Source organism: Acinetobacter seohaensis (genome assembly GCF_056431365.1).
In genome coordinates this window covers 1-23,404 of sequence record NZ_JBWKMK010000047.1, presented here as the reverse complement: position 1 = coordinate 23,404, position 23,404 = coordinate 1, and the positions used below count along the sequence as shown (strand labels likewise).

At 40.8% G+C, this 23,404-nt stretch carries 19 protein-coding genes; 9 read left to right on the top strand and 10 right to left on the bottom strand.

Translation table 11 applies throughout. From position 1 onward, the window contains the following. Position 1 precedes the first annotated feature (1 nt). Entirely contained in the window at positions 2-2,101 is a 2,100-nt protein-coding gene (locus AC07E5_RS07980) for a carbon starvation CstA family protein (protein WP_004971612.1), read from the bottom strand. 266 nt (positions 2,102-2,367) lie between these two features. After that, a complete protein-coding gene (efp, locus tag AC07E5_RS07975) occupies positions 2,368-2,937 on the bottom strand; it encodes an elongation factor P (protein WP_004971615.1) in 570 nt (189 codons plus the stop codon). A gap of 312 nt (positions 2,938-3,249) precedes the next feature. On the opposite strand from efp, the gene epmB reads away from it, so the two are divergent. From epmB to AC07E5_RS07960, 3 genes are read left to right on the top strand one after another with little or no spacing between them, the layout of a single operon-like run. Further along, positions 3,250-4,266, top strand: coding sequence for an EF-P beta-lysylation protein EpmB (epmB, locus tag AC07E5_RS07970; protein ID WP_096901068.1), 1,017 nt, complete (start codon positions 3,250-3,252; stop codon positions 4,264-4,266). Between the two features lie 14 nt (positions 4,267-4,280). Further along, a complete protein-coding gene (locus AC07E5_RS07965; RefSeq protein WP_498625202.1) occupies positions 4,281-6,026 on the top strand; it encodes a cyclic-di-GMP receptor FimW-related protein in 1,746 nt (581 codons plus the stop codon). Then, entirely contained in the window at positions 6,008-8,134 is a 2,127-nt protein-coding gene (locus AC07E5_RS07960; protein ID WP_498625201.1) for a sensor domain-containing phosphodiesterase, read from the top strand. Before AC07E5_RS07965 ends, AC07E5_RS07960 begins: the two co-directional genes overlap by 19 nt. Before the next feature lie 166 nt (positions 8,135-8,300). Here AC07E5_RS07960 and rpmE read toward each other — a convergent pair whose 3' ends face one another. The 4 genes from rpmE to AC07E5_RS07940 all read right to left on the bottom strand — a co-directional run bounded on the left by rpmE (position 8,301) and on the right by AC07E5_RS07940 (position 12,528). Beyond that, positions 8,301-8,525 (bottom strand): 50S ribosomal protein L31, encoded by a 225-nt coding sequence (gene rpmE, locus AC07E5_RS07955; protein ID WP_004971624.1) that lies wholly within the window; start codon positions 8,523-8,525, stop codon positions 8,301-8,303. A gap of 195 nt (positions 8,526-8,720) precedes the next feature. Further along, entirely contained in the window at positions 8,721-9,719 is a 999-nt protein-coding gene (locus AC07E5_RS07950) for a bile acid:sodium symporter family protein (RefSeq protein ID WP_498625199.1), read from the bottom strand. A 207-nt stretch (positions 9,720-9,926) separates the two neighbouring features. Next, on the bottom strand, positions 9,927-10,328 hold the full coding sequence (gloA, locus tag AC07E5_RS07945; RefSeq protein WP_168418196.1) for a lactoylglutathione lyase: 402 nt from the start codon (positions 10,326-10,328) through the stop codon (positions 9,927-9,929). Position 10,329: 1 nt separating this feature from the next. Further along, entirely contained in the window at positions 10,330-12,528 is a 2,199-nt protein-coding gene (locus AC07E5_RS07940) for an AmpG family muropeptide MFS transporter (RefSeq protein ID WP_498625197.1), read from the bottom strand. Between the two features lie 194 nt (positions 12,529-12,722). On the opposite strand from AC07E5_RS07940, the gene AC07E5_RS07935 reads away from it, so the two are divergent. Further along, positions 12,723-15,422, top strand: a complete 2,700-nt coding sequence (locus AC07E5_RS07935; protein ID WP_498625196.1) for a Lon protease family protein — start codon at positions 12,723-12,725, stop codon at positions 15,420-15,422. A 31-nt stretch (positions 15,423-15,453) separates the two neighbouring features. On the opposite strand, the gene grxD is transcribed toward AC07E5_RS07935, so the two are convergent. Further along, complete coding sequence (gene grxD / locus AC07E5_RS07930) at positions 15,454-15,795, bottom strand: Grx4 family monothiol glutaredoxin (RefSeq protein WP_019837647.1); 342 nt, start codon at positions 15,793-15,795, stop codon at positions 15,454-15,456. A gap of 161 nt (positions 15,796-15,956) precedes the next feature. Between grxD and AC07E5_RS07925 the strand changes: the two genes are divergently transcribed. Continuing rightward, entirely contained in the window at positions 15,957-17,168 is a 1,212-nt protein-coding gene (locus tag AC07E5_RS07925) for an aspartate aminotransferase family protein (protein ID WP_498625194.1), read from the top strand. Positions 17,169-17,250: 82 nt separating this feature from the next. Here the strand turns inward: AC07E5_RS07925 and AC07E5_RS07920 are convergent, their stop codons facing one another. The 3 genes from AC07E5_RS07920 to surE all read right to left on the bottom strand — a co-directional run bounded on the left by AC07E5_RS07920 (position 17,251) and on the right by surE (position 19,977). Continuing rightward, on the bottom strand, positions 17,251-18,180 hold the full coding sequence (locus AC07E5_RS07920; protein WP_498625192.1) for a LysR family transcriptional regulator: 930 nt from the start codon (positions 18,178-18,180) through the stop codon (positions 17,251-17,253). A gap of 95 nt (positions 18,181-18,275) precedes the next feature. After that, the gene (locus AC07E5_RS07915; protein ID WP_104851774.1) at positions 18,276-19,094 is read right to left on the bottom strand and encodes a peptidoglycan DD-metalloendopeptidase family protein; all 819 of its coding nucleotides are present in this window, start codon (positions 19,092-19,094) and stop codon (positions 18,276-18,278) included. A gap of 106 nt (positions 19,095-19,200) precedes the next feature. After that, complete coding sequence (gene surE / locus AC07E5_RS07910) at positions 19,201-19,977, bottom strand: 5'/3'-nucleotidase SurE (protein WP_498625190.1); 777 nt, start codon at positions 19,975-19,977, stop codon at positions 19,201-19,203. Positions 19,978-20,188: 211 nt separating this feature from the next. Between surE and AC07E5_RS07905 the strand changes: the two genes are divergently transcribed. The 4 genes from AC07E5_RS07905 to AC07E5_RS07890 all read left to right on the top strand — a co-directional run bounded on the left by AC07E5_RS07905 (position 20,189) and on the right by AC07E5_RS07890 (position 23,175). Beyond that, positions 20,189-20,560, top strand: a complete 372-nt coding sequence (locus tag AC07E5_RS07905) for an MCR_0457 family protein (protein WP_026438310.1) — start codon at positions 20,189-20,191, stop codon at positions 20,558-20,560. Positions 20,561-20,879: 319 nt separating this feature from the next. Then, positions 20,880-21,272 carry an MCR_0457 family protein gene (locus AC07E5_RS07900; RefSeq protein WP_004971644.1) on the top strand — a complete coding sequence of 131 codons (393 nt, stop codon included), beginning with the start codon at positions 20,880-20,882 and terminating at the stop codon, positions 21,270-21,272. 117 nt (positions 21,273-21,389) lie between these two features. After that, positions 21,390-22,538 (top strand): D-alanyl-D-alanine carboxypeptidase PBP5/6, encoded by a 1,149-nt coding sequence (gene dacC, locus AC07E5_RS07895; protein ID WP_004971646.1) that lies wholly within the window; start codon positions 21,390-21,392, stop codon positions 22,536-22,538. A gap of 106 nt (positions 22,539-22,644) precedes the next feature. After that, complete coding sequence (locus AC07E5_RS07890) at positions 22,645-23,175, top strand: gamma carbonic anhydrase family protein (RefSeq protein ID WP_004971648.1); 531 nt, start codon at positions 22,645-22,647, stop codon at positions 23,173-23,175. The last annotated feature ends 229 nt before the right edge of the window (positions 23,176-23,404 follow it).

Below are 23,404 nucleotides of genomic sequence, written 5' to 3'. Positions count from 1 at the left end.
CCTAATGACCACTATTCGGCTGAATCGTTTCAGGATCACGATAAATCGCTTCAGCTTCATGTACAGTTGGTGTTGGACTTGCCAAGGCACGACGAATCACCCCAATGGCAGCGAACAACATCACAAATGCCACAATCATAAAGAAACCACATAACACGGCATTAATTTGATTGGACATGACAATGGTTTGCATTTCAGTCACTGTTTTTGCAGGTGCTAAAATTTCATTGCGTTGAATTGCAGCATTGAAACGATCTGCTTGCGCCAAGAAACCAATTTTGGGATTGTCGTGGAAAATCTTTTGCCAACCTGCAGTCATTGAAGTAATGAACAAGAAAACTGTAGGGATAATCGTCACCCAAACATATTTTTCTTTTTTCATTTTAAACAGAATCACTGTACCTAAAATGAGCGCCATCGCTGCCAAAATTTGGTTACCAATACCAAATAGAGGCCATAAGCTATTAATACCGCCTAAAGGATCGACCACGCCTTGATAGACGAAGAAGCCCCAACCAGCCACCGCAACTGCTGTGCCAAGCAAGTTACCAAAGAAGTTATGTGAATTTTTCACTGCAGGAATAACAATACCTACAGTATCTTGCACCATAAAACGGCAAGCACGTGTGCCTGCATCTACTGCAGTTAAAATAAATAAGGCTTCAAATAAAATGGCAAAGTGATACCAGAATGCCATCATTGAGCGGTTATTAAAAATCTCGGTGATGATATGTGCCATACCAATTGCAAACGTTGGCGCACCACCCGTACGTGACAGAATCGAGCTTTCACCGACTTCTTTTGCCAAAATGGTTAAAGCCTCAGGAGTCACTACAAAGCCTAAATTTCGTACCGCTTCTGCTGCACTTTCCACCGTTGTACCTAAAACTGCAGTGGGTGCATTAATGGCAAAGTACACGCCTGGGTCTAGCACCGTGGCACAAATCATTGCCATGATTGCCACGAAAGACTCCATCAACATGCCGCCATAACCAATCATCCGAATGTCTTTTTCGTTATTGACTAGTTTTGGCGTCGTACCTGAAGACACTAAGGCGTGGAAACCTGAAATCGCACCGCAGGCAATGGTAATAAATAAGAATGGGAACAATGAACCCGCAAATACTGGCCCTGTACCATCAATAAAATGGGTCACCGCAGGCATCTTCATTTCAGGCATTGCAAACACAATCCCGACAGCCAAACCCGCAATAACACCAATTTTTAAGAACGTCGATAAATAATCACGTGGCGCCAATAACAACCACACTGGCAAAACTGAAGCAATAAAACCGTAGGCAATTAAACACCACGTTAATTCTGTGCCACTTAAAGTAAATAAAGGCCCCCAAAATGGATGCTGTGCAACATTTTCACCATAAATAATACCCATCATCATCAGGACAAAACCAATAATGGAAACCTCAGCAATTTTCCCCGGGCGAATAAAACGCATATAAATGCCCATGAAAATCGCAATTGGGATGGTGGCTGCAATACTAAATACGCCCCACGGACTATTGGTTAAAGCTTTCACGACAACCAAAGCGAGTACGGCAAGAATAATCACCATCACGCCCAGCGCACCCAGCATGACAATCACACCAGCAAATGAACCCAACTCTTGTTTTGCCATTTCTCCCAAAGAACGCCCATCACGACGTGTAGAAATAAACAAAACCAAAAAGTCTTGGACTGCACCTGCCAACACCACCCCGACTAAAAGCCAGATCGTGCCAGGTAAATAACCCATTTGTGCTGCAAGAATAGGCCCAACTAAAGGGCCTGCACCTGCAATCGCGGCAAAGTGGTGACCAAATAACACACTTTTATTGGTGGGCACATAATCTAAACCGTCAGCCAAACGATGTGCGGGCGTTAAGCGTCGCTCATTTAACTCAAATACTTTGGTGGCAATAAATAAACTGTAGAAGCGGTATGCAATGCTATAGACACAGACCGCAGCTAAAACTAACCAGACTGCATTGACGTGTTCGCCTCTACTGACTGCCAATATCCCAAAAGATACTGCACCCAATATAGCGACCAAAAGCCATATAATTTTTGAAGTCAGACCTGACTTCGGTTGAACTGTTTCCATGTCAATCTCTCTTCTTGTTACATTTTTTAAGCGTTACTTTTATTGTCGAGATGTAGCTTTATTTCCTAAATCCTTGGTTGATCCTACTCCTTTTATTTTGATGTCTGCTGCCCTTACATCCATAGTGTGCGCTACCGTACACTTAAATGGAGCACCAACAGTTTCCTATACTTTTCACCTATTCTTTTACCACATAATCAAATCAACAAAAAAGGGGGATGACGCGAATCATCCCCCTCTTTTACTTATGATTTATCAATAAATCATTATGCGCGTTCTAGGTATTCACCTGTACGTGTATCTACACGAACGCTTTCTTCTTGCTGTACGAATAAAGGAACACGTACCACTGCACCTGTTTCTAATTTCGCTGGTTTACCGCCACCACCAGAAGTATCGCCACGTACACCCGGATCAGTTTCGACAATTTTTAATACCACGAAGTTTGGTGCGTTTACAGTTAAAGGCACACCGTTAAACAACATAATGGTACATTTTTCGTTTGAATCATCTTTTAACCATTTTGCAGCATCGCCCATTGCGGTTTTGTCAGCAGCAATTTGCTCAAAAGATACAGGATCCATGAAGTTCCACATTTCGCCATCGTTGTAGAGGTATTCCATTTCTACTTCTACAATGTCAGCTGCTTCTAGTGAATCACCAGACTTAAATGTTTTTTCTAAAACTTTACCAGAACGAAGGTTACGAAGTTTTACGCGGTTAAACGCTTGACCTTTACCTGGCTTTACATATTCATTTTCCATGATTGAACATGGGTTACCATCAAGCATAACCTTAAGGCCTGACTTGAAATCATTCGTAGAATAATAGGCCATGACTGGCACACTCCAAACTGACTAACTTAACTATTTATGTTACAAAGCAAATGACCAACGCAGCTTTGCGATGCTCGCCATCTTGCAACATCTTTTTTCATCGGACGTATTGTAAATGAGCAAGCCATAACGAAGCAATGAAAATCCACTACCGATCACCTCAAGATATCGGTAAAATCAGCTGTTTTGTAATGATTCTGATTCAAAGCGATTAATCATTCGCGGCATTCACGCTCAATGAACAAAGAATTCATCTACGCTAAATAGATGTGTACTTGGTTCCTTTCACCTCATATTTAAATCTTTTCTGGCATGATCAACTACCTGTACCAAGAACAAAACTGGCAATCTCAACTCAGTGACTTGATCACCGACCCACGCGAATTGTTAAATATTTTAGAGCTGTCTGAACAGCAGTTGCTGTCAGGTGCTTTACTGGCATCCAATCAGTTTAAATTGCGTATCCCGCGTGCATTTGTGGCCAAAATGCAAAAAGGCAATCCACTCGATCCTTTACTGTTACAGGTTCTGCCACATCATTTAGAACTGGAAGATCATCCTGGATTTGTGACCGACCCTTTGGGTGAGGAACAAGCCAATCAACAACCTGGAGTCTTACACAAATATAAATCACGCTTTTTGCTGACCTTGACTGGTGCTTGCGCAGTACATTGTCGTTATTGTTTCCGCAGGCACTTTCCTTATCAGGAAAATCTGCCAAAAACTGAAGACTGGGACAATATCCGTAATTACATTGAAAGTCAGCCCGATATTAATGAAGTGATTTTAAGTGGTGGCGACCCGCTCACTTTGTCAAATCGTAAATTAAATATCTGGATTGAGCGATTGGCGTCTATTCCGCAAATAAAATTTTTGAGAATTCATTCACGAGTTCCGATTGTTATTCCCAACCGTGTCGATGAATCGCTGATTTCCTTACTAAAAAATAGTAGGCTGCGTATTATTCTAGTGGTACACTCGAACCACGCATCAGAATTAGATGACTTTACCTGTTCGCAACTTGCCAAGTTAGTCGAACAAAACATCACCGTTCTGAATCAAGCAGTCTTATTAAATGGGGTCAATAATTCTGCTCAGGTCTTGGTCGATTTAAGCTATCGTCTTTTTGATGCAGGGGTGATGCCTTACTATTTACACGTGTTAGATAAAGTAAAAGGAGCGCATCATTTTGATTTAATGCCGCAAGACATTGATCACATCTATAAAGAGCTTTTAGCGAACTTACCCGGCTATTTAGTTCCTAAACTCGTTAGGGAAATTGCGGGCGAAAAAAACAAGACACCGCTTTTTGGGGTTTCAACTTATTGAGTTAAATAACAATCATGAATATGAATACTTCAGATCTTTTTCTAGTTCCCAGCGAACTAAAGCTGGAGCAATTGAGTTTTTGTCAAAATACGGTTAAAAGCATTCAGGCATGGGCAGCGGATTTATCCATTTTACAATTGGGTGATTCTTCCCAAGCTCTATTTAATGCACTTTTAGAAATTTCAGAACTGAAATGTCAGGAAACATTACGTTTTGACTTAATTCAAGCTATTCATCCGACACTTGAAAATGTGCTTACCAGTCTGGAAAAGCATTTTTTCAACCAGGCTTTGATTAGTAATGACCGCAACGATCATATTATTGAACTCGCGCTGTTATTACGCAGTCATTTCGCCAAAGTCTATATTAATATTTCCCGACGTAGCCACCAACAACTCACCCAACAAAAATTTTCTTTATTTGCCTTTAATTTAAAAAAGAACTTACAAACTGCACGAGTTCTATCTAGCTATTATGCTTTACAACAATTAGCTCTACTGCGCTATCAACAACACATGCTTTATAGCCACGCCTTGCCAAATCAGTGGTTAATTGCACACCAACTTTTAGATACAGCCATTCAACAACATTATTATTTAAATAATATTAATCAGTTACAAGGCACACAACATCAACTGATTAATATTGCTCAAGCCTATGCACAGCTGATTTTATTGGAAATTTTCAATACCCATCAAATTCGACCTGCAGAAATTCAAGGCTTATATCTCTGTAGCTTTGATTGGGCAAAACTGATTCAAGTTTTACCCAAAGAAACGACGCTTTCACGTTATGTGGTCGATGCAAGCAAAGATCATCCACCTATTTACAATACGCACCAAAGCCAAGGTTTTCATGCCAATATTTTTATTGCAACTCAACCCCTACTCGATCATTTAAATGAAGTTCAAGGTCGTAAAGGTGAACATTTATCACGCAATGAAAAGCTATTCTTAACCCCTGCTTTGCATTTCCATTTGCACAATATTTTGACCAATACAGCAGAACGTGTGCATGAGCGTTATGAATATTCGGCACGGATTAAAATTTGCTTTGGTTTGACTGTGGCACATTTTTATTTGTCTAATGGTAAGAACTTTAACGAAACACTGGTATTGGGTGATAACTACCAATTCCAAAATGAAAGCCAATTTGTTAATGCCATGCACACCAATTCAACGGTGGATATTAACTCAGTCAAAACTTTAGATCGTGAAACCAAACAAATTTACAATGCCGATGTTTTGGACATTAGCGTAAATGGTTACCGAATCAAATGGACTGGCGAAACACCAAAAAATTTAAAAACAGGCGAATTCATTTTAGTTCAGGAAAATAATCAGAGTCCATGGCGTGGCGGTGTAATTCGTTGGATTAAACAATCTGCCGAAAAAAGTTTAGAACTTGGCTTGGAAATTTTAACCCAAGAGCTTTTCCCTTGTGCTGTTTTTGTAAAAACCGATCGACACACAGGACATTACCATCCAGCATTACTGGTACAAAGTACAGATGCTGAAGATGTCAGCACCAGTTTAATTTTGCCAGGTATTCAATTACTGCGTGATAAACAAACTGTACAGTTACGCTTAGGGGAAGAAGAACTCAAAGTTTTCTTAATTAAACCTCTCCTGATTACCCAAAGTTTTATGCGCTTTGATTTTGAGTTGTTGAATGACCAGCAACAGCCAGTCTTAGATAGTTTTATTCAAAAGCAAGTGAATGAAGTTAAAAATAACGATTTATGGGAAGCATTAAAGTGAGAAATCCACTCTTGTCTAAAAAGTTAAAACGTACTGAAACGCGTTTGCTCATAATCGATGACAACCAGATACGTTTTAACCAAATTTGTGAACAACTCACTGCCAATGAGCACCGTGTTCAGGCTATTCTTTTAGATGACATTAAAAATTTTGAAAAACAGCTACATTTGACTTGGGATTTAGTCATTTTCGGTCGTGCTTATGACCTTAAAGTTGATCAGGCGCTAACTTTAATTCGTGCTTCACAGCAGCCTAATCTGCCCCTATTGCTGCTCAAACCAGATGACTATGATGCTACGCAATATACCAACTATATTCGTAAAGGCATTTATGACATCGTCAATCTAGATTTTCCAGAACGCTTCTATTTTGGTTTAATTCGCGCTTTATCTTTTAGCCGCTTACAGCAGTCACAAGAACAACTGATGACTGAACTTGAAAATGCACAGATTCAGGCACAGGCTTTGGTGGAAGACAGCAACAAAGCTGTTGCGATCATTCAGGAAGGTATTCACGTACAAGCCAATGCAGAATACTTACAACTATTTGGCTTAAAAACTGAAGATGACATTATCGGCGTACCCCTACTCGATCTGTTACAGCCTGAAGATGTAACAGACTTTAAATTCCGTTTTAAGAAAGTCAGTCAAGGGCAGTTTGAACATGGCCGTTTTGACATTCATAGTCAAAATCCATTATTGGCCAAGCAAAATCCACTTAAAGTAGAGTTTATTGCCGCAACAGAGGACGATGCTTTGCAAATTACCATAGACAATGAAACCTCTACGGCAAATGTTGCATCGTCTGCTGCATCGACAAGTGAAAAACCTGCAGCAAAGCCAAGTACCTATCAATTGGTCAATCGTACCTTGGCGAAACAACCCTCCATTGCAAATGCTTTGGTTGTGTTCTCTTTAGCCAATTGCCCTGAAGCTATTTTCCAAGCAGATTGGCTGACCACAAAAAACTACTTTGCCAATATTCAAACCTTCTTAAAAGAACAAACCAATGTGCCATTATTTACAGTGAGTAATGGTTTGGTTGTCGGGCTATTCCAAGCTGAATCTACTGCAATTTTAGAATCTAAACTGATTGGCCTGAATTCACTGACCAAGCCTCAATTACTCACGGTAGATCAGCACACCTACCCTTTAAATTTACGAATTGGCTATATATTGCTGAATCAAGATATTCGAGATGAAAAGAATTTTGAACAGCTAATTAGTCAAGGGTTCGCCAATGCTTTACCAAACCCACAAGATCAGAATAATTCAGGTTTAGCATTAGACTTGTCATTTGGCGAATCTAATTTAAATGCGATTGAATCTGCTGCAGTTCCACAGTCATTTAATGAACCTGCGATTATTACTGCATTACGTCAAAGTTTGGATCGTGGTGAAATCCACCTGAAGTATCAGCAATTGTATGATAAGCAAGATACTAACCTTTACACTTATGAAGTGACCAGTGGCTTTATTTTCAATAGTGAATGGAAAAGCTTAGCGGGACTGATTGAATTGGCAGAAGATCCTGAGCTTTCAATTAAGCTAGATCGCTGGATTTTGGTAGAAGCATGTAAACAATTACATAACTTTATTACTCAATATCCTGAAGCCAAACTGATTGTCAATTTAAACAAACACGTGTTATTGCAAGACCGCAGTTTCCCTGAGTTTGTGTCTAAACTGATCACCATTGTTGGTAGTCGTCTCAGCCATCCACTGATTTTACAATTCTCAGAAGAAGATATTAGTCAAAACTTAGGTGATGCACAAAAGCAAATCAGTTTATTACGTCAGCACGGTGCAGAAATTTCACTACGAGATTTTGGTCATTCAATTTACAGTGAATCAATCTTAAAACAAGTTGATATTCACTACTTGACCCTGCACAGCGCCCTGATTGAAAAACTGGCAGATGATCAATCTACGCAGGAATTGCAGGAACAACTCAGCGTATATAGCGAAATTAAGCCAATTGAGATTTTGCTACGTGACTTAAATGATATGAACCTGTTTGCCAATGCATGGAATGTTGATGCCCGCTTTATTCAGGGTGATTACTTCCAGAAAAAACTGGATCATTTAATTGATGTACAAGACCAATAAGGTCTTGTACATTGCATTTAGCGCTTAGCGCAAAGAACAATTTTATGAATGAGACTGTTTTAGCAGTCTCATTTTTTTATTCTGAATCTTTTTTTTTGAATGCTTTTATCTCTAAATTCTAGGCACAAAAAAACGGGCAAATTGCCCGTTTTTTTCGTACTGGATATTAACGTTTGATAGAACGTGACATACCAGCAAAACGTTGTTTGAACTTGTCGATACGACCGCCAGTGTCAACGTTCTTTTGCTTACCAGTATAGAACGGGTGGCATGCAGAACATACGTCAAGATAAAGAGTTTCTTTACCAACAGCTGAACGAGTTTCGATTACGTTACCGCAAGAGCAAGTAGCAACTAATTTTTCATATTTTGGGTGAATATCGGCGCGCATCGTCGATTACTCCTAAGATTCAAGAAGGCTTATGCTGTCATCGCAATTGGTCACTCTCATAAAACATGAGGAACGTGCTAAAAAGCAGACCAACACCATAACAGACCATTCTTTTGGCCCACCGAGACGGATACCGTCAGAGCTAAGCACAACAAGTTGGGCATTATTATACGGAATAAAATAGCTGAAAGCTAATTATTCTTTGGGATTTAATGTTGACTGCTCTGCCAAATCTGCCCGCTTCTCAAGCGCGTTGGCTATCACACCGCAAACCATGAGCTGAATTTGATGGAAAATCATGATGGGTAAAACTATCATACCCAATGGCTGCCCAATAAATAAAATTTGCGCCATCGGCACACCGCTGGCCAAAGTTTTTTTGGAACTACAAAAAAATGCTGCGATTTGATCTTCAGGTGCAAAACCCATCCACTGAGGTACAACCCATGCCAGCCACATCACAATAGTCAATAAAACTGAACACGCCACAATTAACAGCAGCAAGGTCATACCACTCACCTGATGCCATAAACCCGCCACGACTGCCCCACTAAATGCCCCATAAACCACCATCAAAATTGAACCCTGATCAAACACCTTGACCAACTTTGGTAATTTCAACATATAAGGATAAACATAAGGACGCAGCAACTGCCCCAATATAAATGGTACCAACAGCAATAAAGTAATTTGAATAATTGAATGGGTCGGGTCAAAACCATGTTCCGACTGCCCCAGAATAAACACGCCTACTAAAATGGGGGTGATAAACATCCCAATCAAATTGGAAAATGAAGCACTGCATACAGCACTGGCAACATTGCCTTTCGCCACTGAAGTAAATGCAATGGAAGACTGTACTGTAGAAGGCAAAAAGCACATAAACAAAAAGCCCCAATACAACTCTTGTCCGAGCATTGGCACTAAAACAGGTTTGGCAAGTAATCCTAGAATGGGAAACAGCACAAAGGTAAATGTAAATACCAAAGCATGTAACTGCCAATGCATAAAGCCCTGAATCACCGCTTCACGTGATAATTTTGCTCCGTGCAAAAAGAATAAGATAGCAATAGCGACTGTTGTAATCACAGCAAAAACATCGGCTGCCTGCCCAGAAACAGGCAGCACACTGGCTAAGATAACCATTACAAATAAGAGTATAGTAAAGCGATCCAGTGCCAATAACTTCAACATTGCAGCATCCTAATTTTTGTTTTTAAAGGGTTCATTGATATGAATAAGCCCAGCGACTTATTTACCTTTCGATAAACTTATCTTACTGGGCGATATTCAAAAAGCGAGTATTTATAGAATATGTTCAATATTTTTTAACTGAATGCTGAACAACATTCAGTTTATTAGGCAATTAAGGCCAAGTTGTTGCTGCTTTGCACATTACACTTAGTTATTACGTGCATTTTGATCTTGCTGAATCAGCTCAACTTTATAACCATCTGGGTCTTCAACAAACGCGATTACAGTCACACCGCCTTTCATTGGCCCTGCTTCACGTACGACATTACCACCACGTGCCTTAATTTCTTCACAGGCTTTGTAAGCATCTTCTACCGCAATCGCGATATGCCCATAAGCATTGCCTAAATCATAACTTTGAGTATCCCAGTTATGAGTCAGTTCCAAAACTGTGTGATTTTCTTCATCACCATAACCTACGAAAGCCAAGGTAAAACGCCCTTCTTCATAATCACGCTTACGAAGCAAAGTCATACCTAAAACTTCTGTATAAAATTTTAAAGATTGCTCTAAATTACCTACACGTAACATGGTATGCAGCATGCGCATATTATTCATCCTTCTGTTGAATCGTGTCTGAAGATGTTGCTTGATGATCACGTAATAACTTTGCCACCCACACCACTAAAATCAAAATTGGAATTCCAATTAAGGTAGTCATGAGGAAAAAGTTTGGATAACCAATATTGGTCACTATAGTACCCGAATAACCGCCTAAAATCTTAGGAGTTAGGGTCATGAGTGAGCTAAAAATCGCATATTGCACTGCCGTAAAAGACACACTGGTTAAACTGGATAAAAATGCGATAAAAGCCGCGCCCGCTAAACCTGAAGCTAAGTTATCGACAATAATGGCAAAATATAACCATAATGAGCTATATGGTTTGATCACTTTACCCTGAATTTCCACCATCTCGGTTGATGCTGTATTGACCACAGGCAAAGGCTGAATATCGACATCCAAGGTCGTGTCTGCAGCCTGTGTTAAATCGACTTTATAGCTTTGGCTGTGTTGCTGTAGCACCTGTTGCTGATCCATCAACACCACAGTCAATTGCTTTGCCGCAGAATCTGCCAAAAGCTGCCCAGTAATCGCTGCAGTAAACATACCTTGAGCATCGAGTTTGGCATCAAAGTTTTGTCCATCTAGCTGTAGCACGATTTTTTGCTGCTCGGTTAAAGTAGGCCCCACATATTGCCCACGTACCACAATGCTATTGGCCTTTTCTGCTACGGAAATTGTGTTATCTGAAGTCAGTGGTAAAAGCTGCAATTGCGCAGTTTCAGCCGCTGTCTGCTGTAAATAAGGCATCGACACTAAACGTGATGGTGTATCGCCAGTTTGATAATGTGCACGAACCTGAATTTCATGTTGGGTGGCCAACACCTGACTTGGTACAGTAACTTTCCAATAACCCACTTCATCGGCCTGAGCCTGATATTGTTGCTGCCCCACCGAAACTTGCACATCACTAAGTGCTTGCCCTGACTTGACCAAACCAATAAAAATGAGGTTGGTTGAAGAAGCCAATACTGCACCGACAAACATCAGTTTCATAATGTTCATGCGCTGTGCCAACAAGCCCCCCAAGAAGCCGCCCACCAGACTGAAAATTACCCCATACACTTTCACAGCTTCTGCAATTTGCTCTTTGCTAAAGTTCAGGTCTTGATAGAACACATTGGAAATTACCCCAGCAATGATGTCTGAAACCCGATAAAAACCAATCAACAGCAATAAAACTAGGGCCAGTTTGACGCCATAGCGCTTAAAGAAATCCGCAACAGGATGTACCCATGTTTCAAAGGCCATCTGTTTATTCACAGCACCACATTTGACCAAAATAGTGCCCATCAATACTGCCGCAGCACCTGAAGCAATAAAACGCAATGCTTCCAAACAGAACAATAAAAACGCGTCTTTCAGCTGAAATTGTTGTTTTAAGGCTTCAGTTAAATTGCCAGAAAAGACATAACACAACACAAAACTGAATACAGCGACAAAAAACACCATCACCAAACGGAAATAGTCTCGACGTTGATAATGTTTATTGACCCGATTTACCTGTGGTTCACGAATGATCAAAGTCGTGATAATACCAATCAACATCACCGCAGCCATGGCCAAATAGGTCACTTTCCATGCACTGTAAATATAGTTGCCTTTAGCTGTGCCTAACGATGCAGCCAAGAACAAAGCACCCGCACCCGCAACAATCATCCCAATGCGGTAACCTGCGTTATAGGTCGAAGCCAACACGGTTTGCATTTGGGTTTCTGCCAACTCAATACGGTAGGCATCAATGACAATATCCTGCGTGGCGGCAGAAAATCCGAGTAATACTGCGCCAAATGCCATTTGATATAAATGTGCCTGCCCCAATGCAGGGTCGGAAAATGCCATGACTGCAATTGCGCAGATAATCAAACATTGTGCAATGAGCAACCATGCCCGACGACGCCCTAACTTTTGGGTTAAATACGGAACGGGCAATTCATCAATTAATGGCGCCCAAACAAATTTAAAGGAATAACCCAAGGCTGCCCAACTAAAGAAAGTCACTGCACTTTTATCAATTCCTGCCTCGCCCAACCACAAAGATAGACTGGAAAAAATCAGTAAAATTGGAATACCTGCAGAGAAACCTAAAAACAGCATAATCAGCGCACGACGGTCTAAAAATGCTGTAAATGCAGCTTTCCATCCTGTATTTTGTGCTGAAGTTTGCCCAGTACTTTGTGTGGTCATGCGATTATTATTTTCTGTTAAGTCAAATTGTTGTTATTCAATCGTGGAATAGCTTCTGTTTCAACAGTATTTATGAAATTATCCACAAGTGCCTTGTCATTTTGTAGTAAAAATGGCGGCTTAGCTTGAATTTTCTCATTAAACCTGTATACCTTTAACCCTCTAACTGCAATATTTCGTTTTGGATTTCTACAGTGACCCAAAGACTTGATCAAATCAATACATCGATAACAGCCAATACAACAACAGCAACGCAAGACGCACAACAACCGCTTCTCAGCTCTGCCTTTGAACAAAGCGAAATACAAACCACATTAGAAAATACGCGACTCAGAGCAACACAACTCACCCATATTCCAAATTACGATAACATTCCCGCTTCGACCCGACGCATTAAACCGCTGAATAATTTTTTAGGACAAGATCGGGCACGTGCTTCGGTGGAAGCAGGTATTTCCCTGCCATATTCTGGCTACAATATTTTTGCAGTGGGTACGGCGGGATTGGGCAAACGTACCATGGTCAAGCGTTTGCTGCAGCAACATGCCAAGAGCATGCCCACACCGAATGACTGGGTTTATGTCAATAATTTCAAACACCCGCGCCAACCGATTGCCTTGCAACTGCCTGCAGGTCAAGCGCCTAAATTTCAAAGTTTGTTACATCAAACTTGGCAAACTATTTTAAAGCAACTCGAACGTCGCTTTACCGCAGAAACCTATCACAACCGCATTGAAATGATTCGTCAGCAAGCGGGAGATGAACAGCAACAAGCCTTAATTGAGCTGACCAGTGAAGGTGAAGAACTCGATTTAAAACTGATTGCGCAGGAAGATGAACATTGCTTTGTACCCGTGCATCTGAAAAATGACAAAATGCAGGAAATGTCTAAGGAAGATATTAACGCCTTGGACAGCAAAACCCGTGCAGAAATTGCGTCCAATATTCGTTATATGAATAAAAAACTGGAGCGTTTGGGTTTGCATTTAGGCGATTTAGAAGATGACGCACGTGACAAAGTACAAGACCTGAACCGTGATATTGCCAAACAAGTGGTAATGCCACGCATTGATATTATTCAAAATAAATATCCTAGTGTCGAAGGTTTGACTGAATATTTACAATACTATGCCGAAGATATTATTAATAATGTCGAGTTTGTTTTAGAACAGGAAGAAGATGATTTCCGTCCTGGCACCTTTAGCCGTATTCCTGCGCGCTACCAAGCCAATATTATTGTGACGCACAAACCCAACAGCGGTGTACCTGTTATTTTTGAAGATTTTCCAACCCATTACAATTTATTGGGGCATGTAGAACAACTCACGCAAAACGGCACCATTACCACTGACTTCACCTTAATTCGTGCAGGTAGCTTACATAAAACCAATGGCGGCTTTTTGATGCTCGAAGCAGAGCAGTTACTGGAACAGCCTTATGCATGGCAAGGACTGAAACGCGCTTTAAAATCGGGGCAATTGAAACTTTCATCTTTGGAACACATGCTAACTTTAACAGGCAGCATTTCAATTGAACCACAAGCCATTCCACTAAATATTAAAGTGATTTTACTGGCAGAGCCTGAAATTTATTATGAAATTTTAGAGCTAGAACCCGAACTTGGCAGCGTGTTTAAAATCCGTGCCGACTTTACCGATACATTACAACGTAATGACGAAAACGAGCAGGCATATATGCAGCTGATTGCCGACTATGTGCAATCTGACAAATTATTACCATTTGACCGTTCTGCTTTGGCAGCTTTACTTACTGACTCAAGCCGTCAAGCTGAAGATCAAAGCTCACTCTCCTTACATGCCCTCACCTTGGGGGATTTAATTCGTGAATCGCATCACCATGCGGCACAGGCGGGCGATAAAACGGTTTCCGAACAGCATATCAATACCGCACTGGATCATCGCAAATATCGCTTAGGCTATTTAAGAGAACTGTACTGGCAAGATTTATCACGCGGTACGCAGTTAATAGAAACTCGCGGACATCGTTTAGGGCAAATTAATGCCCTGTCGGTCATTCACTATGCCGATGTCGAGTTTGGCTTACCTTCGCGCTTAACCGCCTCAGTCTATCAAGGCGGCGGCGATATTTTAGATATTGAACGCAGTGTTGAACTTGGCGGTTCTTTACATGCCAAAGGCGTGTTGTTGATGGCCAGTTTCCTCAAAGCACATTTTGGCCGTGAGCAAATTTTACATTTTTCTGCTGCCCTTGCCTTTGAGCAAAGTTATGGTCAGGTTGATGGTGACAGTGCAACAGTGGCAGAGCTTTCTGCTTTGATTTCTGCAATCAGCCAACTACCTATTGACCAATCTTGGGCCATTACAGGCTCCATGAACCAACTTGGTCAAGTACAGCCAATTGGTGGCGTGAATGCAAAAATTGAAGGTTTCTTTGATGCCTGCAAACTGCAAGGTTTAACTGGCAAGCAAGGCGTGATTATTCCACGTCAAAATATGCAGCACCTTATGTTGCGTAAAGATGTGATTGAAGCGGTAGAACAAGGTCAGTTCCACATTCACGCCATTGATACCATTGACCAAGCCTTAGAAATTTTAATGGCGCGTCCTGTGGGTAAACTCACTAAAAAAGGACGTTACAGCAAAGGTTCAATTTACGCTGCAGTGATGGAACAACTTGAGTATTGGCAAGCCATTGAAGATGGTGCTGAAATTGAAGAAGAGCCAAAGAAAAAGAAAAAGTCCAAGAAAGAAAAGGACAAAAAAGACCCAGAGAAAAAGGACAAAGCGCAAAAAGCCAAGAAAAAACAGAAATCGGCTGAACCATCTGATGCGGCAACTTCTGATGAAGTCACTGCTGAGTCGGCTGAAACTGCTGNAGGCGCTTTTTTTATATCAACTTTTTTGTATGGATGACTTTGGTCTAGTGTGACCCAAGTCCAATACTTTAAGCTTCAGGTGCTGGGCTGTATTGCTCAACTAAAGGCTTTAACTCACCTTTCTGGAACATATCCAACATAATATCGCTACCACCAATCAACTCACCGTTAATCCACAATTGTGGGAAAGTTGGCCAGTTGGCAATTTTTGGCAAAGTGGTACGAATATCCTGATTTTCTAAAATATTCACATAAGCAAAAGGACGACCAATTTGACTGAGTGCTTCTACTGCGCGCGCAGAAAAACCGCATTGTGGAAATTGTGGTGTGCCTTTCATGTAAAGAAGAACAGCATGTTTAGCAATTTGTTCACGAATTAACGCTTCGGTATCGCGTACTTGTTCAGTCATTGGTAAATCCTCAACTCATCTGTGTGGCATTATACCCAAAACCGAGCAAAACAGTACGTCTAAAGCAATAAATCCAATTTTATTTACAATTAGGCTTTTCATCTGCAGTAGATTTTGCTTATATAAGTTTTTCCCTCCAACCTAACAGATAAGAGTTAGTCATGAATAACATTACCCTTGCTCCTGTGCAAACTGATCAACCATCACATTTGATGCCTGTATTTGGTCGTCAGCCGATCAGCTTTGTCCGCGGTCGAGGTTCTTATCTTTATACTGAAGATGGCACAGAATATTTAGATGCACTTACAGGCATTGCCGTTTGTGGTTTAGGTCATGCACACCCTGCGATTACTGAAGCAATTGCCGATCAGGCGGCTACTTTAATTCACACCAGTAACTTGTTTGAGGTGCCATGGCAAACTGCTGCTGCACAAAAACTAGCTCAAGTTGCAGGCATGGAAGAAGTGTTCTTCTCAAACAGTGGTGCAGAATCTAACGAAGGCGCAATTAAAATTGCACGTAAGTTTGGTCATATGCAAGGCGTTGCCAATCCTAAAATTATTGTGGCCGATCATTCTTTCCATGGTCGTACCTTGGCAACCCTATCTGCAACAGGCAATAAAAAAGTTCAGGAAGGTTTTGCACCTTTGGTTGAAGGTTTTATTCGTGTGCCTTTTGGTGATGTCGAAGCCATTGAAGAAGCTGCGATTCAGTATCCTGATATTGTAGCTATTTTAGTCGAGCCGATTCAGGGTGAAGGCGGTGTGAATACTGCACCACAAGGTTTTAGTTACCTAGAAGATATCCGTCGCATATGCAATCAACACAACTGGCTGATGATGCTAGATGAAGTGCAAACAGGAAATGGTCGTACAGGTAAATTCTTTGCTTATCAACACACCAATATTGTGCCTGACGTTCTGACTACTGCCAAAGGTTTGGGCAACGGTTTCCCAATTGGTGCGGTGATGACACAAGGTCGCGGTGTGGGCGTTCTTACCGCAGGAAATCATGGTTCCACCTATAGCGGTACTGCGCTTGGTTCACGTGTCGTTTATACCGTGATTGACACCATCCAGAAAGAAAACTTGGTAGAAAATGCAGCAAAAATGGGTGGCTACATTGTGGAACAATTGCGTCAACAACTCGCAGACCAAAATGTAAGCGTGCGTGGTTTTGGCTTGATGATTGGTATTGAATTACCAAAACCATGTGCAGAGTTGGTCGATATTGCCCGCGATGAATACAAAATGATTATTAACGTAACTGCAGGTTCTGTGGTGCGTTTATTGCCAACATTAAATATTACTCAAGCCCAGGCAGATCAATTGATTGAACGCCTTGTAGCAATGATTAAAAAATTCTTGGCTTAAATAAATCCCTAACAAAAAGCCGCAGTTTGAACTGCGGCTTTTTGCTAACTAAATGGTCGATCAGTATATTATCAACATTCAATTAAGATGCTTCTTGAAACACTCGCCCACCCAGCAATTGAGAAAAATATTGTTTTAAAGCTTCCAAACAGCGATGTACTTTCATCGGTTGCTGTTCGTGCTTAGAAATGATTGCATACAAAGTAAATGCGGGTAATTTCCACTCAGGCAAAATTTCAACCAAACTGCCATTAAGCAAATCTTTTTGAATATCCAAATGCAAAATTCGCGCAAGCCCATGCCCTTGCATACACAAAGATTTAGACACCAACACATTATTGGTCGATAGACGCGAGCCCAACTCTACATCCACACTTTCTGCAGTGCTGATATGCTTAAAATTGAGTTGCTGAAAATTTTTCATAATGGTCAATGGAATTAACTCATGATGTTTTAAATCTTCAGGACGTGAAATGGGTGCAGTTTGATTTAAATAACTAGGTGATGCAACTAAAACTTGGTCAATATGTGCAATAGGAATCACATGCTGGTTTTGATCTTCAATTTTTGGACTCATACGCAGCGCAATATCAATACGACCATCAATCAGGTCAATGTATTGATTGTCGGTTTCTAGATGTACAGACAAGCCACGATGGGCAGACAGCCAATGAGAAAGTGCGGGAATCACATGGTTCGTGGCTAATTCTGGAGTGGTGGCAATTCTTAAATCACCGACCAAATCATCTCTTAACTCATTAATGCGTATTTTACCACGCTCAGCAGCGGCGAGCATTTCTTGACAACTGTGGAAAAAAGCTTGTCCTGCTTCAGTCAAACTCAGTTTTCTAGTAGAACGATGCAGAAGCGTGACTTCCATATCTTGTTCTAATGAACGGATTTGCTGACTGACAGCGCTGGTGGTGATCCCTAAGTCACGTGCTGCACCGCTAAACGAGCTTTTTTCAACAACACAAGCAAATACACCCATTGCTCGAAGTTGATCTAACATAAATTCCCTCTGAAATTATAATCGTTGCCCCTATCTGTCGATAAAAGCAACTTATTGTATTATACGGTGAAATTTATAGTTTGTATTCGTGATATTTAATTTATTGGTAAAACATTAGTCGGATTGATTGGCTTACCATCTAGGCGTACCTGAAACTCCAACATGGTACGTGTAGCACCCGAAGAGCCCATTTCTGCAATCTTTTGACCCGCTGTGACATTTTGACCACTGCTCACATTCATCTTACTGTTATGTGCATAGGCGGTGATATAACCATCAATGTGCTTGATTAAAATCAAGTTTCCATATTCTTTTAAGCCATCTGCAGCATAAACCACCTGCCCATCTGCTGCGGCATAAATTGGGTCACCTACATTGCCACCGTAACGAATTCCTTTGATATTACTTGCCAAATTAAACTGTGCAATCACAGCACCTTGAGATGGTTTCACCCAGCGCAATGTGCTGCTACGCACCGGTGTACTTGGTGTTGTTGAGCTAGTGGTCGTGGTTGTAGTCGATGTTACCGGTGCAGGTGTCGTTGGTAAAGTGACTGTTTGACGTTGAATTGGTGCAGCCTGCGTTACAGGGCGAGTGCTTGTTGTACGTGGTGCATTGCCCGCTTTCAAACGAATCGACTGCCCGACATAAATACGATACGGCGGTGCAATATCATTCATTTCTGCAATGCTGAGATAGCTCAAACCATAACGTGCAGCGATACCACTTAAAGTATCACCTGAACGTACAGTATAAAAATTCGGCGCTGTTGCATAACGTGCAGAATTATTCACTTGAGGTTTAGAGGCACAACCACTCAACACGACGGTAGCCACAACAGCACTTGATAACACTAAGGTTTTCAACAATGCTGTTGGTGTGCTAAATAAACGATACTGAAACACCACAGGCATTCTTTCCTCTCTACAAATTCTAAATATTTTCTATTGCGCTAAGAGTAGCAAAAAAGTCCTTGTAATGAGGCTTACAAGCTACTTTTTCACAAAGTTATAACATTAGTTAGCCAATTTGGGAAAATTGACTGTGCAATGATTGCAAAACGTCATAATTGGTGGCATCCATCTGAATTGGTGTCACGCTGACATAGCCACTTGCTACCGCAAAAAAATCAGACTCAATTTCAGTTAAGCCTTTTTTCGGTGCAGCCACTGCCTCGCCCGACAAACCAATCCAATACACTTGACGCCCTCGTGGATCGACCTGACTAGTAATTGGCTTAGATTGGGTACGCTGTCCTTGATAGGTAATTTTTGTGCCCTGCAACACTGGCACATCTGGAATATTCACATTAAAAATATGTCGTGCAGGTAAACTTGGTAAACCTTGAGCAATAAAGTCATGTACCCACTGCGCTGCCTGCATATAATCTTGCGGATGCTGATAAGCACGTACATTATGCCCTGCAAGTGATACCGCAATCGCAGGCTGTTTCATCAAACGTCCTTCAAATGCCGCACCGACTGTGCCTGAGTACAGTACATCATCCCCTAGATTTGCACCGCTGTTAATGCCGCTGACCACCAAATCAAATTCGAAATCGAACAATCCATTCATCGACAAATAGACACAGTCTGCAGGTGTACCATTCACTGCCCAGACATCTTCAGCAATTTGCACAGGACGTAATGGTCGGTCTAAAGTCAGCGCACTCGAAAAACCACTGCGTTCACTTTCGGGTGCAACAATCACCACGCGACCCAAAGGTTTTAAGGCTTTCGCCAAAGCTTGGATACCAGGTGCAAACACGCCATCATCATTGGCTATCAAAATATTCACAGAAAAATCTCAGATAAAACAAATATAAAGGTTATATACTAAAATATAGCAACGTCGGTTCAATCTTAAACTTGTTTGTGCCTGATTCATGCCTAAGCACATTTAATAAGCACACGACAACAAAATGACTGATCAGCACATTTCATTGAAATATACAAAAGATTATATATATTTAGCGCTTAACATCCATCCAAAAATATATGTGATTCTCATGATTTTAGCTTTGTCATTTCGTCGTTTATTGGGTCTAGGTTTTGCTGCTGTATTAACGCAGTCTGTAATTGCAGAAGATTTGACTGCAGCAGAAGCCAATACGATTGTGAAAGAAGATGTTGCAGCGGCACAAGTCATGACTGAAATGTGCCCTGCACTGATTGGAAAAAATGCAAAATTAGATGCCAATATTCAAGCACTGATTCAAACTTATCTACAAGATTATTCAGAATCGAACATGACGCTTGCCAAACTACAAGCCGACGCAGAATATCAATCCGTTTTAGCTGAAGCGCGTGAAGCAGCAAAAGATACAGCCAAAGAAGAGCAAAAAGTAGTGTGTCAGGAAGCTTTAGAATTAGCACTTTAAATCACATGATTTAAATACTATTTTGAGCCTGTAAATAATTTTGCATACTCACCCTTTAAGGCAAACTTTCAAAGTTTGCCTTAAATTTTATGCTTAGTTTTTATATCTGGTATTTTTCCACTATTATTTTACGCTTTATATCACAAGCCACTGATTTTCAAATTTCAGACTTTAATCTTCACTTTTTATACATGATTTGCGCTCAGATCACACAGCTTTAATACATTTTCACTCTTTCAATTCGCAAATAAATGATTCATCTTATAAGCACTTAAATGAATCGGTAGATTCAGTTCAAACAATATTTAAGGTACTTGATATGCAATTTTCTGGCTTAAAAAATTCACGTGCAGTTCATTTTTTTGGCGCAGTTGCGCTCAGTTTGGGTTTAAGTCAAGCCGCAATTGCGCAAGAAGAAAATATTGAAGTGACGCCATTACAACAAGTGACTCAGCAAGAATTAGCCGCTATTTATGTGTTATCTGAAGTTTGCCCTTCACTAGTCAAAGAACAAGATCAATTTCATCAGGGTTATACAAAACTTGCCCAAGAATATATGCCTAAAGAAAAAGACGCTGTTACTGCCTTAAGTAAACTCAGCAAACAAAAAAGCTTCCAGCCAATTTTAAAAGAAGCCCGTGCCGATGCCAAAGCTGCTGGAACAGCCAAAAACCAAGCAATTTGCCAAGAATTGACAGCATATAGCAGATAATACAATTTGGTTACAATACTTCTATCAATAAGCCGATTTCTCCCATAGAAGTCGGCTGAGCTTTGCCCTAAAATGCTAGCTCTTTTGTGCATACCTCAAGTATTGGAACCTCTTAGAATGACCCCAAAAAGCGCCCTTGCTGCATTATTACTATTACCAAGCTTTTCTTATGCAGCAACTGTCTTAGCTACACCACCAGAACTCAATAACAAATCATACGTTTTGATGGATTATGAGACGGGACAAATTTTAGCTTCAAAAAATGAAAACGAAAAACTCGCCCCTGCCTCAATGACCAAAATGATGACTAGTTTCATCATTGAACAAAAGTTATTAAAAGGCGAACTCACGGAAGATGAACAAGTCCGCATGAATGAGTCTGCATGGTGTCGTGGCAGCAGCACAGAATCATGTATGTATGTTCCTTTAAATGGCACAGCAACCGTACTTGAAATGCTACGCGGAATTATCGTGCAATCGGGCAACGATGCATCTAAAGCCATGGCAGAGCACATTGCAGGTAATGAAGGCACATTCGTTCACATGATGAATGAAGAAGCCAAACGTATTGGCATGAGCAATACCCAGTTTATGAACTCTACGGGTATGCCTGCTGAAGGTCACTTTTCTACCGCAAAAGATATGGCGACTTTAGCGCAGCACATCATCCATGACAGCTCAAAATACTACCCAATTTATTCTGAAAAAGAGTTTTCTTTTAATGGAATTAAACAAGGCAACCGTAATGCCCTGTTATATACCGACCCAAGCGTGGATGGTTTAAAAACAGGTCATACCAACGAAGCGGGTTACTGCTTAACCACTTCATCTAAACGTGGCCCAATGCGTTTAATTTCGGTGATTTTTGGTGCGCCAACCATGCAAGCTCGTGCAACTCAAACTCGTGAATTGTTAGCTTGGGGTTATGCAAACTACGAAACTGTACGTGTACAGCCTGCCAACCAAGTCTTAGCTAAAGCAAAAGTATGGTACGGTAAAAGCAAAGAAGCACAAATTGGTTTGCCAGAAAACTTTAACGTGACCATGCCAAAAGGCAAAGCCAACCAAATTAAAACTCAATTGGTGGTTCAACCTAAATTGACTGCTCCTTTGAAAAAAGGTCAAGTGATTGGTAAATATGTCGCAACCTTAGATGGTAAAGTGATTGCTGAAAAACCATTGGTGGCGTTGCAGGAAGTGGAAGAAGCGGGTTTCTTTGCACGTATGCTAGACCATATCAAACAATTCTTTAGCAACTTATTCTAAGATTCATAAGCTTAGACTAAAGCGCAAAGCACACATGCCCGCATGTGTGCTTTTTTATTTTATACTGTCCTCAATCCTAAATTTATAAGCTAAAGATTTGTCCATTATGAAAAAAAATGTGCGTGCTTATTTAGAGCAAACCCCAAAAATTGACGCTAGCTGCTATGTAGATGAATTGTCGGTGGTAATTGGTGATGTGCATTTGGCCGCAAATGTATCGGTTTGGCCATTTGCTGTGATTCGTGGGGATGTCAACCATATTCGGATTGGTCAAAATTCCAATGTACAAGATCATGCCATGCTGCATGTCAGCCATAAAAAAGCCGACAAACCTGAAGGTTCACCGCTGATTATTGGCGAAGATGTCACAGTTGGACATGGTGTGACCTTACACGGCTGCACCATTGGCAATCGGGTGTTATTGGGCATCAACACAATTGTTTTGGATGATGTCATTATTGAAGATGATGTGATGATTGGCGCAGGGTCTTTAGTACCTCCGCGTAAGCGTTTGGAAAGTGGTTATTTGTACGTGGGTAGCCCTGTGCAAAAAGTTCGTCCTTTAACTGACAAGGAAAAAGAGTTTTTACCTTATTCTGCACGACACTATGTAAAAGTGGCGGGGAATTATCAATAAAATGCCTTAATTTACATGGGATACCCAGAAGTCAATTTTAAGCATGATGATTCCAAATTCATCATGCTTCTGATACACTTAAAAGTATAATAATCAGTATTATAACCCGAATTACGGATAAGAAAAGCCCTTGAAAAAAAGGTAGTTAGAGCCATTTAGAAAGTTACGACACAACCCAAAGGCTCTAACTACCATGTACGATTTTACAGAAATTTTTTGTATTGTTGAT